Consider the following 12,384-nt stretch of genomic DNA (forward strand, 5'->3'; position numbering starts at 1 on the left):
GGTCAACCTCTCGTCTATCATAGCCAGCAATCCATTCCGCTTTGCGGAAAACCTTGATGTCTTTGCAGCTATTCTTGGCAGCGCCGCCGCTTGCCGCTGTTGTTCCGTTGCGGCATGATCGCGATAACAACAACACCGCGCACGAACAATAACGGCGCGTCCGAGGGAGGGATTTTTGAAGAAGATCATTTCAGGTCTGCTGGCGTCAGCAATGGCGTTCGCGGCAACAAGTGCCATAGCGCAGACCAAGCCGCTGAAGCTCGGCGCCATTCTCGATATGTCGGGTCTGTATGCCGATATCACCGGCGTCGGCAGCGAGACCGCAGCCAAGATGGCCGCGGAAGATTTCGGCGGTGAAGTGCTGGGCCGCAAGATCGAGATCGTTGCTGCTGACCATCTCAACAAGGCTGATCTGTCCGCCAACATCGCACGCGACATGCTTGATAATCAGGGCGTCGAGGCGATCATCGACGTTGCGGCATCGGCGACCGCGCTGGCTGCGAGTGAAATCGCGCGCGCGCGCAACAAGATCATCATCTTCAACGGTCCAGGCTCAATCCGCCTCAGCAACGAGGCCTGTGGCCCCTATACCGTGCATTATGTGTTCGACACTTACGCGCAGGCAAATGTGACCGGTCTCGCCACCGTGAAAAATGGTCTCGACACCTGGTTCTTCCTGTCCGCGGATTATGCATTCGGTGCGGATCTCGAGAAAGACACCACGGCTGTCGTCACCAAGGCCGGTGGCAAGGTGCTGGGATCGGTCAAGCATCCGCTGAATACGTCGGATTTCTCGTCCTTCCTGCTGCAGGCGCAGAGCTCCAAAGCCAAGGTCGTCGGCCTCGCCAATGCTGGCGGTGATACGATCACCGCGATCAAGCAGGCGGCCGAGTTCGGCCTGACGCGGAGCGGCGGACAGAAACTGTCGCCGCTGCTGGCCTTCATCTCCGACATCGACAGCGTCGGTCTCGATACCGCCCAAGGCCTGATCTTGGCGGAAGCGTTCTATTGGGATCTCAATGACGAGACGCGCGCGTTCACCAAGCGCTTCCAGGAGCGCACCAAGCGCGTGCCGACATCGGCCCAGGCAGGCGTGTATTCATCGGTGCTGCATTATCTCAAGGCCGTGAAGGCCGCCGGCACCACGGACTCGGCTCCGGTCATGAAGCTCATGAAGGAGACGCCGATTAACGACATGTTCGCCAAGAATGGCCGGATTCGCGAGGATGGCCGCATGGTGCATGACATGTACCTGTTCGAGGTGAAGAAGCCGTCGGAATCCAAGGGCCGCTGGGACGACTACAAGCTGCTCGCGACCGTTCCCGCAGAGCAGGCATTTCAGCCGCTGGAAGCCTCGCGCTGTCCGCTGGTGAAAAAGTAATCGTCGGGGCTTGAAGCTTGCCGGACGATCAAGAACAACAACAAGGAGCGCAATCATGAGCGACATCGTCCTGCAGGACCTCGACAACGGTCTTCTGACCATCACCATGAATCGTCCGGATCGGCGCAATGCGCTCAATCCGGAGATGACACAGGGCCTGGTTGCGGCAGCACGCCGCGCGCAGGAAGATCACGACGTCCGCGCCGTGCTCATCAAGGGCGCGGGCGGCACCTTCTGCGTCGGCGGTGACGTCAAATCGATGGCGGCTGGTCGCGCGCCGCTGCCGTTCGAGGCCAAGCGCGCCAACCTGCGCCGCGGCATGGAAGTGTCGCGGATCCTTCACCAGATGGCGAAGCCGGTGGTGGCGCAGCTCGACGGTGCGGCCGCAGGCGCTGGTCTTTCGATCGCGCTGTCCTGCGATCTTCGTGTCGCCAGCAAATCGGTGAAGATCACCACGGCTTTCGCCAAGGTCGGCTTCTCCGGTGATTATGGCGGCACCTATTTCCTGACCAAGATGCTCGGCAGCGCCAAGGCACGCGAGCTCTATCTGATGTCGCCGGTGCTCTCCGCACAGGAAGCGCTGGCGCTCGGTATGGTGACCAAGGTCGTCGATGACGCCGAGGTGGAGACAGCGGCGCGCGACCTGGCGATGTCACTCGCCCAGGGCCCGAGCATCACCTACGGCTATATCAAGACCAACATCAACAATGCCGAGACGATGACGCTCGAAGCCTGTTTCGACGGCGAGGCGATCCATCACACCCGCTGCAGCGATACCGACGATCACAAGGAGGCCGCCAAGGCCTTCGTCGAGAAGCGCAAGCCGGTCTTCAAGGGGCAATGACCATGAGCCGGATGCGGTTGCGGCAAGTTTGTCTGGTCGCTCCGCATCTGGAGCCAGTGGTGAGCGATATCGCGGCCATTCTTGGCCTCAATGTCTGCTACCGCGATCCTCATGTCGGCAAATACGGGCTTGAAAATGCACTGATGCCCGTTGAGGCGACGTTGCTCGAAGTGGTCGCGCCGACGCAGCCGGGCACGGCGGCTGGGCGGTTCATGGAGAAATCCGGCGGGCGCGGCGGCTATATGGTGATCCTGTCCTGCGAGGATCCCGACGAGCGTGGGCGCTTCGCCGCCAACATCGGCGTGCGCACCGCCAATGTGATCGATCATCCGCCCTATCACGGCGTGCAATTGCATCCACGCGATTGCCGGGCCGCCTTCATCGAGTTCAATCACACCAAAGACAGCGACGACGATTTCGGGCCGTATCCGCCGGCCGGTCCGGACTGGCAGGAGGCGATCCGCCACGACATCACGCGCGCGCTCACCGAGGTCGAGCTGCAGAGTCCGGACCATTACGATCTGGCGCAGCACTGGAGCAACATCATCGGCGTGCCGCTGACCTCGGCCCGCAACGACGATCCGCAGATCGCGTTCACGAACGGCTGTTTGCGCTTCGCCAAGGGTAAGAGCGAAGCGATGACCGGGATCACTTTTCGCGTCAACGACGTCGCACAGGTGCTCGGCAGCGCACGGGCACGCGGATGTCCCTGCGCCGGGGATGCATTTCTGCTGGCCGGGGTCACGTTTCGCGTCGTTGCGTGATCGCGGCAATCGCCGCACGGTCCCTTCTTTTCTGACGCGTTTCCTTCATGCGAACCGGTATCCACTTCGCTCGGAAACGCTACGGCAACAACAATAAACCGGAAACGCCATGACAGTGACACGTCCGCATCCGCTGGACTCGTTCTTCAATCCATCCAGCATCGCCATCATTGGCGCCTCTCGCGATGTCACGAAGATCCCGGGCCTGCTTCTTTCCTTTTTGCGCAAGAATCAGTTCTCCGGCGCGATTTATCCGGTCAATCCGAACTATCCGGATATCGATGGGCTGACGTGCCATCCGAGCATCGCAGCCATCGGGCAGCCGATCGATCTCGCCATCGTGATCATTCCTGCGCGTGTCGTGCTCGGCGCGCTTGAGGAGTGCGCGACGCTCGGCGTCAAACACGCCATCATCATCTCCTCCGGCTTTGCCGAGGAAGGCGGCGATTCCATCGCGATGCAGGACGCCATCGCGGCGCTGGCCAAGCGCACGGGAATGCGGATCTCCGGACCGAATGCGGAGGGGTATTACAACCAGATTGCCGGCATTGCCGCGACCTTCAGCCCAACCGTTGATGTAAGGCCGGATCAGCTACCGCTGGCCGCTACCACGAAGCGGATCGGCATCGTCGCACAATCCGGCGGCATCGGCTTTGCGATCTATAACCGCGCCAAGTCGCTCGGCATTGCTCTGAGCACCGTGATCTCGACCGGCAACGAGTCCGATCTCGGCGCCGGCGAATTCTTCGACTACATGGTGCAGGATACGGCAACCGACGTGATCCTGCTGTTCATCGAGGGCATTCGCGACGTCGACAAATTTCTCGCCGCGGCTCGCAAGGCAGCGGAGCTCGGCAAGCCGGTCATCGTCGTAAAGGTCGGCCGCTCCGGTGCTGGCGGGCGCGCAGCAGCCTCGCATACCGCCAGCATGGCGGGCTGGACGGCCGCCTATGATGCGGTGTTCGCGCGTTATGGCTTCATCGTCTCCAACGATCTCGACGAAGCGGTGACCATCGCCGCCGTGCTGACCACGTCGCCGCTGCCGAAGGGCGACCGCGTCGCTGTCGTCACCGTCTCGGGCGGCGCAGGTATCTGGGGCGCTGATGCGGTGTCGGTGCAGGGGCTGCAGGTGCCCGAATTGTCGGACGGCGTTCAGGCGACGATTCGCGGGTTGATCCCGTCCTACGGGTCGCCGTGCAATCCGATCGATATCACGGCCCAGGCAGTGCACAGCGGCGGGCTGCAAAAGACCATTGAATTGCTCGACAGATCTGACGAGGTCGATGCAATCCTGGTGGTCATCTCGCTGTCGAGCGAGACGCGGATGCCGTTCAAGACGCCGGAGCTGAAGCCCGTCATTGCTGCGCAGAACAAACCGATCGTGTTCTGGTCCTATACGCTACCGTCGAACTTCGCGCGCACCGGTCTCGCCGAATCCGGCGTGGTCGTGTTATCCGGGCTGACTCACGTGAGTGTCGCACTGCGGCGGCTGGTCGATCACGCTAGGTTCAGGCTGGCAGATCCGGTCGCAACAGCCATCGTTGCGCCGAACGATTTAGTTGAGCATCTGACCGCGCCGACGCTCTCCGAGTATGACAGCAAGATGCTGCTGCAGATTGCGGGTGTCGCGCTGCCAGGCGAGGTTCTTGTTGCCGACAGATCGGCGCTGGATGCAGCGATTGCCAAGATAGGCTTCCCGCTGGTGATGAAAATCCAGTCGCGCGACATTCCGCACAAGAGCGAGGTTGGCGGCGTCAGGGTCAGTATCACCACGAAGAATGAAGCCGCAGCTGCCTATGATGCTCTGACCGCCAGCGCCCGGCAGCACCGACCGCAGGCCGCATTGCAGGGCGTGCTCGTTTCGCCGATGGCCAGGAAGGGTGTCGAGATCATCGTGGGCACACTACTGGACGAGACCTTTGGGCCGATGGTGATGGTCGGCCTTGGTGGAGTGACGGCGGAATTGTTCAAGGACGTGGTCTATCGCCCGGCGCCCGTGAGTGCCGCTGAGGCTGCTTCCATGCTAGGCGCACTCAAGGCTGCGCCGTTGCTGAACGGCTTTCGCGGCGCGCTGAAGGCCGACGTGTCGGCGGCGGCGGAGCTGATTGCGCAGCTCTCGCAGCTCGCAGCTCAGTTCAAGGGCGAGATTGCCGAGATCGAACTCAATCCGGTACTGGTGCATCCGGCGGGCGAGGGCACCACCATCGTCGATGCGTTGGTGGTGCGGAAAGACTAGAGTGCCCATGACATAAAAATGGCCGGGCGAACCCGGCCATTTCCAAGTGAGGTTTGAAAAACAAACCCGACGGGGACTTAGCGCCCCTTGAAGTTCGGCACCCGGCGTTCGGCAGTCGCCGCAACGCCTTCCTTGAAATCTTCTGTCTTACGCAGGCGCGTCTGTTCGGCGAGTTCGTGCTCCGTCGCCTTGGCGACGCGGTCGGCGAGGCCGTTGCGCATGGTGGCGCGGGTCGAGAGCAGGCCGAGCGGCGAGCATTCGGCGATCTCCTCGGCGAGCTTGATGGCGGCGTTGCGGACCTCGGCCCGCGGCACCAGCACATTGGCGAGGCCCATCTTCAGGGCTTCCTCTCCGCCCACACGGCGGCTGGTGTAGAACATCAACTCCGCATTGTTCTTGCCGACCACTTCGGTGAGCGCGACCGTCAGGCCGAAGCCGGGATGGAAGCCGAGCTTGGTGAAATTGGCAGCGAAGCGCGTTTCCGGGCAGGCGACGCGGAAATCGGCCGACACCGCGAGGCCGAGGCCACCGCCAATGGCCGCGCCCTGTACGGCGGCGACGATCGGCTTCTTGGCGCGGAAGATGCGTACGGCTTCCATATAAAGATGCCCGATGGAGCCGAGATTGTCGGCGGGGTCGCCGCTCTTGGCGGCTGCCTCGGTCTCCTTGCGGTTCGGGTCGCTGAAATCGGCGCCGGCGCAGAATGCCTTGCCTTGCGCGCACAGAACCGTCGCCCGGATTTCGGGATTGGCATCGATCTCGTCCAGCGCGTTGGCGATCTGCTGGATCAGCAGGATGTCGAAGAAGTTCAGAGGCGGCTTGCGAATCTCGATAATCGCAATGTGGCCGCGGGTCTCGACGCCGATGTCTTTGTAGGTGGTCATGATGGCTCTCTGTTGAATGGATGGATCAGCGCAGACCAAGTCCGCGCGCGATGATGCCGCGCAGGACTTCGGTGGTGCCGCCCTGAATGGTGAGTTTCGGTGCCGTCTTGATGGCGAAGCCGAGCATTTCGTCCAGCGTGGCGTGGTTCGAGGCGTTGTCGTCGACGAAGGCTGCGAGTTCGCGCACGCGATGCGGCAGCTGCTGCTCCCAGATCGTACCGATATCCTTGACGATGGACGCTTCCACCACCGGCTCCTTGCCGGCCTGCAGCATGCCAGCCACCGACACCGACATGCGGCGCATCGTGTGCAGCTGTGCGACGAGGCGGCCGATGCCTTCGGCGCTGCGAGTGTCCGGCTTCGGCCCGACGGCGCGAACCAGCTCGGTCAGCACGTAATAGGTTTCAAGGAAACGTTCGGGGCCGGAGCGCTCATAAGCGAGCTCGCTGGTGGCTTGTTTCCAGGCGCTGTCGATCTCGCCGAGCATGTGGTCGTCCGGCACGAAGTGATCGGTGAACACGACTTCGTTGAATTCGTACTGGCCGGTGATCTGCGCGATCGGGTTCACCGTAATGCCCGGTTTCTTCATATTGACCAGAAACTGCGTCAATCCGTGGCGGCGATTTTCCTTGGTCGGGGCCGATGTGCGGAAGATCGCGATCATGTAGTCGGCCATATGCGCCGAGGTCGTCCAGATCTTGCTGCCATTGATGAGCCAGCCGCCGTCGGTCTTGGTGGCCTTGGTCTTGGCAGCGAACAGATCGGAGCCCGAATTCGGCTCGCTCATGCCGATAGAGAAACAGACCTCGCCGCGGCAGATGCGCGGCAGGATGTCCATCTTGATGTGCTCGGGGGCGTATTTCAGCAGCACCGGGCCGCTCTGGCGGTCGGCGACGAAAAAGCGGCGCACCGGCGCGTTGGCCACGCGCATCTCTTCGGTAACAACGTAGCGTTCAAGGAACGAGCGCTCGTGGCCGCCATACTTCTTGGGCCAGGTCATGCCGAGCCAGCCGCGCTCACCTACGCGTTTGCTGAATTCGGGATTGTCCGAGTCCTCGCGCTGGGGCTTGTGCGGATCGAAAGTGCCAGCGGCGATTTCCTCGGCGAGGAACGCGCGGACTTCCTTGCGCAACTGCTCGCATTCGGGCGGCAGGCGGATCGGATCGAAACGAAGGGCTGCAGTCATGTGAAAGGATCTCGTTTCTTGTGTTCGATCAGCGCGACGTAACCAGTGGCCATAGCTCGTCGGCGCCGCGCGCAGCGACCAGTTTGCCGAGCTCGACCGCCCAGTAGCTCTCGCTGCCGAAATCATCGCGCCATGCCAATGCGCGCAGCGTGTAGCGATGCAGGATGTGTTCCTGCGTGAAGCCGATGGCGCCAAGAACCTGATGCGCGATGGCGGCGCCCTTTTCGGCGGCCTCGGAGCAACGGATCTTTGCAGCGGCGGCCTCGAGGAAGAGTGCGTCATCGAGCGGCGCGCCGCTGGAGAAGGCGTCAGCCGCGGAGCTGGCAGCGGCGAGGGCTGCTGAGGTTTCGCCTGCGAGTTTCGCCAGATTGTGCTGCACCGCCTGGAACTTCGAGATCTTCTTTTCGAACGCCACGCGCTCGCCAGAATAGTTCACGCCGATGCTGAGCATGGTTTCCAGTGCACCGGCAATCTGCTGGCTGCGCACGAGTGCGCCCATCAGCAACAGCGCGTTCTGATCGAAGCCCGATGGTGCAGATTGAAGGGTCACCGGCTTCACAGCGTCGAAATGCACTGTGTCGGACGGGTCATCGGCCAGACCGAGCCCAGCCTCAATCCGGCAGGCGCTGGCGTCCACCAGCGCAATAGAGGCGCCGCCGGTGCCGGAGGCGACGACGGCGATGTGTTTCGCATCCGTCGCGAACGGCACGCCGCGCGCGCGGCCGGTAATTGTACCATTGGCGTTGAGCGTGAGGCGATCGCGCGGGCTTGCCGGCGCGACGGTCATCATGCCTTCGGGCGATTTGATCTGGGCCTGCGCGAGCAGCCAGCCCGCCAGCATGGTCTCGGCGAGCGGCACCGCAACGCCGGCGCGGCCGGCGACGCTGAGGACACTGAAACCTTCGGCCATGCTGGTGCCGGAGCCGTCGCACTCTTCAGGCACCCATGAGAGCGGCAGGCCAGCATCTGTCAGTGCCTGCCAGAGCGGCGCTTTCCAGCTGCCGTTCTTGTCGTGATTGATGGTCTGTGCGTCAGCGAGATCGGCGAAAATACGTTCCGCGGTTTCCGCAACGATATTGTCTGCGTCCGTCAAGGCGTTCCCCGTGTGCTAGCGCATCTCATTCGGCAGGGAATGCCGGGCATGGGCGCTGCCACTTTTCTTGCATTCATGATGCGGAAAAGGCGGAAGGAAGACAAGCGGGCTGGCCGCAGAGGGGCCTGCGGTGGCGGCATGATGTGTTGGTGCAGCGCAATTTAATTCCGCAAAGCGAACTTGTGCCGCGTTGTATACCAGCGCGACCGCATTATGGTAGATCGCATCAGCGGCAGAACAAGCAGAGGAAATGCAGATGGCAAGTGACGGTTTGTGCGTCGTGATTACGGGGTCGGCATCGGGGCTTGGTGCGGCGACTGCGGCCATTCTCGCCAAGGACGGCGCCCGTATTGTCATCAACTATTCGTCGAGTCAGAAGGAAGCCGAAGCCACTGCCGAGCTGTGTCGCGATGCGGGTGCAACCGAAGTCATCGTGGTTCAAGGCGACGTATCGAAGGACGATGATTGCAAGAACATCGTCGCGGTCGCCCAGCACTGGGGGCGGATCGATGCGCTGATCAACAATGCCGGCATGACCAAGCATGTGCCGCATCACGATCTCGATGGCCTTTCCGCGGAAGATTTCCAGCGCATCTACGCGGTCAACACGATCGGGCCCTATCAGATGGTGCGTGCGGCGCGCGCCTTGCTCGAAGCCGGCGCCAAGGCGTCGGGTCGCGCCTCGGCCGTCGTCAATGTCTCGTCGATGGCCGGTATCACAGGCGGCGGTTCGTCAGTCGCCTATGCCGCCAGCAAGGGCGCGCTGAATTCGATGACGCTGTCGCTCGGCCGTGCACTGGCTCCGTTGATCCGCGTCAATACGGTCTGCCCTGGCTATATCGATACGCCATGGTTCACCAAGGGACGCGGTGCGGACGGCGCTGCCAAAGTTCGCGATGCCGTGATCGCGCGAGTTCCGCTGAAGGTGGCCTCGACCGCGGAGGACGTCGCCGCCCTGATCTGCTTCCTCGCCACGTCGCCATCGAGCAATATGACGGGCGAGTTGGTGCGGATGGATGCCGGCATGCATCTGCTGGCCTGATCGGAAGCCTGCGTCAAACAGCAAAAAGCCTCGGGTGATGCCCGAGGCTTTTTTCATTCTCGATTGCTCGGAGATCAGCGATTGCCCGGATCCGAAATCATGTTGCGGGCGACCAGCCTGTTCCAGATGAACAGCACCACCAGGGCGCCGATCGTGGCAGTGATGAAGCCGGCACCCTGGTTCGGGCCGTAATGGCCGATCTGCTGGCCGATGAACGTCGCCAGGAATGCGCCGGCAATACCCAGGATAGTGGTCAGAATGAAGCCGCTGGGATTGTTTGGCCCCGGTGACAGAAGGCGGGCGATAATGCCTGCGACAAAGCCCACAACGAGAATCCAGATCATAGCAATATCCCCTCTTCTAAGTGCGCGTTAAACCCAGCTGGACTTAACTTCGTCTTCCGTGGGTAGCCGGCCATGCGGTGTGAACTGATTAACGGCATCGGGCAGTTCGTTGCTCAGCTCCGCGAGAAGCTGCTCGCGGGACATGCCGGTGCGCGACGTCAGTTGCGCGATCTGATCCGCGCCAAGTGCGGCGCCGAGATCATTAGGCGAGATCTGCTTGTTCGGGCCGGAGCTGACCCAGGAATCCGCGGCGTCGCCATGGCCGTTCTGCTGGAACTGCTTAAGCAGGTCGCCGAGGCCACCGCTGAGCACGCTGCCGGCGGCACCGCCCGCCAACAGACCGCCGAGCGGGCCCTTCAGAAGGTCGCCGAGACCGCCACCGCCTGCTGCAGTGCCAGAATTTCCGCCGAGGAGGCCGCCAAGCATACCACCAAGGCCGCTATCTTGCGCGCTGGCCTGCGTCGTATTTGGCGGCGGGATTTCTTGCGAGTGCCCCTGTGCCGCCGGTTGGCTACCAGTGAAGTGCTTGTAGCCTTTGTAGGCGAGCAGCGCGAGGATCGCCATCGTCATCGGCGACATGCCGCCGCTCTTGTCGTCGGGATCGCTGGGGCCACGCGGCCCGTTGGCCATGCCATTCAGAATGTCGAGCAAACCCATGATCATCTCCTGTCCTGCCAGCCCGGCGAAAGCATAGCTGCGCGGTATGACGCCTACAAGGCGCGTCGGTTCCGCCGATAGGCAGCGCTGCGGCATTTTGCTAGTAACGGATGCTGGATGAACGGGAGATGACGTGATCGAAACGCGGCCCATTTGTATCGCCGGTGCCGGCAGTATCGGCTGTTTCGTGGGTGGCATCCTGGCGGCAGTCGGCCGCGACGTCGCCATACTGGCGCGGCGGCGCATCGTGGACCGCATCGAGGGGCACGGTCTGAGGCTGACGAGCTTCGAGGGACTTGATCAACGTCTCGCCCCCAGCCAGCTGCGGCTGTCGGATGACCCCACCATCATGAGCGAGGCGAAGATTATTCTGGTCGCGGTCAAGAGCGGCGATACGGCGGAGATGGCGAGGCTGATCGCAGATTATGCTGCGAAAGACGCGATCGTCGTCAGCCTGCAGAACGGCGTCGGCAATGTTGGGGTCCTCCGCGCAGCTCTGCCCGGGCGCCGTATCCTCGGCGGAATGGTGCCATTTAATGTCATCGCAAAGGACGATGGTCATGTTCACCGCGCAACGTCCGGAAACATCGTCGTCGAACGCGATGGGGCCGATACCGCTTCGGAGCTATCCGTGCCGCATCTTGCCGTCCTTGCGAGCGACGATATCGTCGGTGTCCAGTGGGGTAAGCTGCTGGTCAATTTGAACAACGCGCTCAATGCGCTGTCGGATATACCGCTGCGGTCGCAGCTTGCACAGCGCGCGTGGCGCTCGTTATTCGCCGATCAAATGGCGGAAGGCCTGGCCGTTCTGAAAGTCGCCGGTATCAAGCCCATCTCGGCGACGCCGATCCCTGCGCGACTAACGCCGCATTTGCTGCGGCTACCTGACGGCCTGTTCAATATGCTGCTCGGGCGGACGATGAAGATCGACGCAAATGCGCGCTCGTCCATGTGGGAGGATCTGCAGCGCGATCGACGCACCGAGATTGACTATTTGCAGGGTGTCGTCGTTGAGCTGGCGGCGAAATATCAGATCACGGCTCCGCTATCGCTGCGCGTGATGACACTGATCAAGCACGCAGAGACGTCAGGCAGGGGATCGCCCGCACTCACGCCAGATCAGATTCGCAGTTAGCGTGAAATTGATTGAGCTGAAGGGAGTGTTGGACCGGCTTCGGCGCTATCATTACGAGAATGTTACTAATCATTTCGGCTACTATCGGCGGACTCAACTATCCGAATGCTCCAATTGCGTCTGCCGGTCAATGCGATGGTACCATTATCCGTTGCATTCGCATCAAGCCGATGATTATCCGTTAAATATCAATTGCGGATACGCGTCGGTGAATTCTCAGTAAATGAGATGTAAAGCGTCTTTTAGCCCGTTATTCGCAGACGAGTAGCAGTTCGCGTCGTGAAGAAGGCTCGCAGGAGTACGGCTGGTTCAATACTAGACATCATGATGTGACATCAGGGGCTATGTCATTCGCGACATCTTTAGTATAGAAGGCCGCGTGATTTGACGGTGGTTCGCGCTTCGCGCGCCGGGCTGGGCGTTTGATCCTTTCATATCATCGGCAAAGCGTGTGCCGGTCGAATTATTCAACTAACAATCGGAGCTACAATGGCCAAGAAAGCGAAAAAGAAACTCGTCCGTCGCGAGTACACCAAGGAAGACGTGAAGATCCTGAAGGCGCATTCGAAGGCCCAGACCCCGCTCGAGAAGATTTCCAAGGAGATGAAGCGCACCGGTGGTTCGCTGCGTCAGAAAGCCATCAAGCTTGGCATTCCGCTCGGTCATCGTCGCCGCAAGGCGAAGAAGGTTGCCACGAAGGCTACCAAGGTGACTAAGACTGCAAAGGCCAAGAAGGCCAAGAAGTAAACTTTCGTACTGAACGAAGCCGGCCTGAAGTTCGTTAGCGCTTCAGGCCGTTTTCTTGGGTGGAGCGATCG

12 protein-coding genes are annotated in these 12,384 nt (G+C 61.5%); 7 read left to right on the forward strand and 5 right to left on the reverse strand.

The window, feature by feature from the left end:
• Window positions 1-175 precede the first annotated feature (175 nt).
• From AB7951_RS00800 to AB7951_RS00815, 4 genes are all read left to right on the forward strand, one after another.
• On the forward strand, window positions 176-1,381 hold the full coding sequence (locus AB7951_RS00800; RefSeq protein ID WP_120287388.1) for an ABC transporter substrate-binding protein: 1,206 nt from the start codon (window positions 176-178) through the stop codon (window positions 1,379-1,381).
• A gap of 55 nt (window positions 1,382-1,436) precedes the next feature.
• The gene (locus AB7951_RS00805; protein ID WP_199711977.1) at window positions 1,437-2,225 is read left to right on the forward strand and encodes an enoyl-CoA hydratase; all 789 of its coding nucleotides are present in this window, start codon (window positions 1,437-1,439) and stop codon (window positions 2,223-2,225) included.
• Window positions 2,222-2,989 (forward strand): hypothetical protein, encoded by a 768-nt coding sequence (locus AB7951_RS00810; protein WP_120287387.1) that lies wholly within the window; start codon window positions 2,222-2,224, stop codon window positions 2,987-2,989. The genes AB7951_RS00805 and AB7951_RS00810 overlap by 4 nt, the downstream gene beginning before the upstream one ends.
• Before the next feature lie 109 nt (window positions 2,990-3,098).
• A complete protein-coding gene (locus tag AB7951_RS00815) occupies window positions 3,099-5,225 on the forward strand; it encodes an acetate--CoA ligase family protein (RefSeq protein WP_120287386.1) in 2,127 nt (708 codons plus the stop codon).
• A gap of 77 nt (window positions 5,226-5,302) precedes the next feature.
• Here the strand turns inward: AB7951_RS00815 and AB7951_RS00820 are convergent, their stop codons facing one another.
• Genes AB7951_RS00820 through AB7951_RS00830 form a run of 3 tightly spaced genes read right to left on the reverse strand, consistent with a single transcriptional unit; the run spans window position 5,303 to window position 8,388 of the window.
• On the reverse strand, window positions 5,303-6,109 hold the full coding sequence (locus AB7951_RS00820; RefSeq protein WP_120287385.1) for an enoyl-CoA hydratase/isomerase family protein: 807 nt from the start codon (window positions 6,107-6,109) through the stop codon (window positions 5,303-5,305).
• Window positions 6,110-6,134: 25 nt separating this feature from the next.
• Window positions 6,135-7,295: an acyl-CoA dehydrogenase family protein gene (locus tag AB7951_RS00825; RefSeq protein WP_120287384.1), complete on the reverse strand. Its 1,161-nt coding sequence runs from the start codon at window positions 7,293-7,295 to the stop codon at window positions 6,135-6,137.
• 28 nt (window positions 7,296-7,323) lie between these two features.
• Entirely contained in the window at window positions 7,324-8,388 is a 1,065-nt protein-coding gene (locus tag AB7951_RS00830) for an acyl-CoA dehydrogenase family protein (RefSeq protein WP_120287383.1), read from the reverse strand.
• 256 nt (window positions 8,389-8,644) lie between these two features.
• On the opposite strand from AB7951_RS00830, the gene AB7951_RS00835 reads away from it, so the two are divergent.
• Window positions 8,645-9,430 (forward strand): SDR family oxidoreductase, encoded by a 786-nt coding sequence (locus AB7951_RS00835; RefSeq protein WP_120288042.1) that lies wholly within the window; start codon window positions 8,645-8,647, stop codon window positions 9,428-9,430.
• A 74-nt stretch (window positions 9,431-9,504) separates the two neighbouring features.
• On the opposite strand, the gene AB7951_RS00840 is transcribed toward AB7951_RS00835, so the two are convergent.
• Together AB7951_RS00840 and AB7951_RS00845 are read right to left on the reverse strand one after the other, a co-directional pair.
• Window positions 9,505-9,774: a GlsB/YeaQ/YmgE family stress response membrane protein gene (locus AB7951_RS00840; RefSeq protein ID WP_120287382.1), complete on the reverse strand. Its 270-nt coding sequence runs from the start codon at window positions 9,772-9,774 to the stop codon at window positions 9,505-9,507.
• A 27-nt stretch (window positions 9,775-9,801) separates the two neighbouring features.
• On the reverse strand, window positions 9,802-10,431 hold the full coding sequence (locus tag AB7951_RS00845; protein WP_089267854.1) for a YidB family protein: 630 nt from the start codon (window positions 10,429-10,431) through the stop codon (window positions 9,802-9,804).
• A 133-nt stretch (window positions 10,432-10,564) separates the two neighbouring features.
• Between AB7951_RS00845 and AB7951_RS00850 the strand changes: the two genes are divergently transcribed.
• Both AB7951_RS00850 and AB7951_RS00855 read left to right on the forward strand, forming a co-directional pair.
• On the forward strand, window positions 10,565-11,566 hold the full coding sequence (locus AB7951_RS00850) for a 2-dehydropantoate 2-reductase (protein WP_120287381.1): 1,002 nt from the start codon (window positions 10,565-10,567) through the stop codon (window positions 11,564-11,566).
• A gap of 489 nt (window positions 11,567-12,055) precedes the next feature.
• Window positions 12,056-12,313 (forward strand): hypothetical protein, encoded by a 258-nt coding sequence (locus AB7951_RS00855; RefSeq protein ID WP_231078919.1) that lies wholly within the window; start codon window positions 12,056-12,058, stop codon window positions 12,311-12,313.
• The last annotated feature ends 71 nt before the right edge of the window (window positions 12,314-12,384 follow it).

The sequence above is a fragment of the Tardiphaga sp. 285_C5_N1_2 genome (assembly GCF_052076065.1).
In the GTDB taxonomy this organism is placed as follows: domain Bacteria; phylum Pseudomonadota; class Alphaproteobacteria; order Rhizobiales; family Xanthobacteraceae; genus Tardiphaga; species Tardiphaga robiniae.

Coding starts and splice junctions, on each gene's coding strand:
- AB7951_RS00805 (WP_199711977.1), top strand. CDS start 1,437: ATGAGCGACATCGTCCTGCAGGACCTCGACAACGGTCTTCTGACCATC.
- AB7951_RS00810 (WP_120287387.1), top strand. CDS start 2,222: ATGACCATGAGCCGGATGCGGTTGCGGCAAGTTTGTCTGGTCGCTCCG.
- AB7951_RS00815 (WP_120287386.1), top strand. CDS start 3,099: ATGACAGTGACACGTCCGCATCCGCTGGACTCGTTCTTCAATCCATCC.
- AB7951_RS00820 (WP_120287385.1), bottom strand. CDS start 6,109: ATGACCACCTACAAAGACATCGGCGTCGAGACCCGCGGCCACATTGCG.
- AB7951_RS00825 (WP_120287384.1), bottom strand. CDS start 7,295: ATGACTGCAGCCCTTCGTTTCGATCCGATCCGCCTGCCGCCCGAATGC.
- AB7951_RS00835 (WP_120288042.1), top strand. CDS start 8,645: ATGGCAAGTGACGGTTTGTGCGTCGTGATTACGGGGTCGGCATCGGGG.
- AB7951_RS00840 (WP_120287382.1), bottom strand. CDS start 9,774: ATGATCTGGATTCTCGTTGTGGGCTTTGTCGCAGGCATTATCGCCCGC.
- AB7951_RS00845 (WP_089267854.1), bottom strand. CDS start 10,431: ATGGGTTTGCTCGACATTCTGAATGGCATGGCCAACGGGCCGCGTGGC.
- AB7951_RS00855 (WP_231078919.1), top strand. CDS start 12,056: ATGGCCAAGAAAGCGAAAAAGAAACTCGTCCGTCGCGAGTACACCAAG.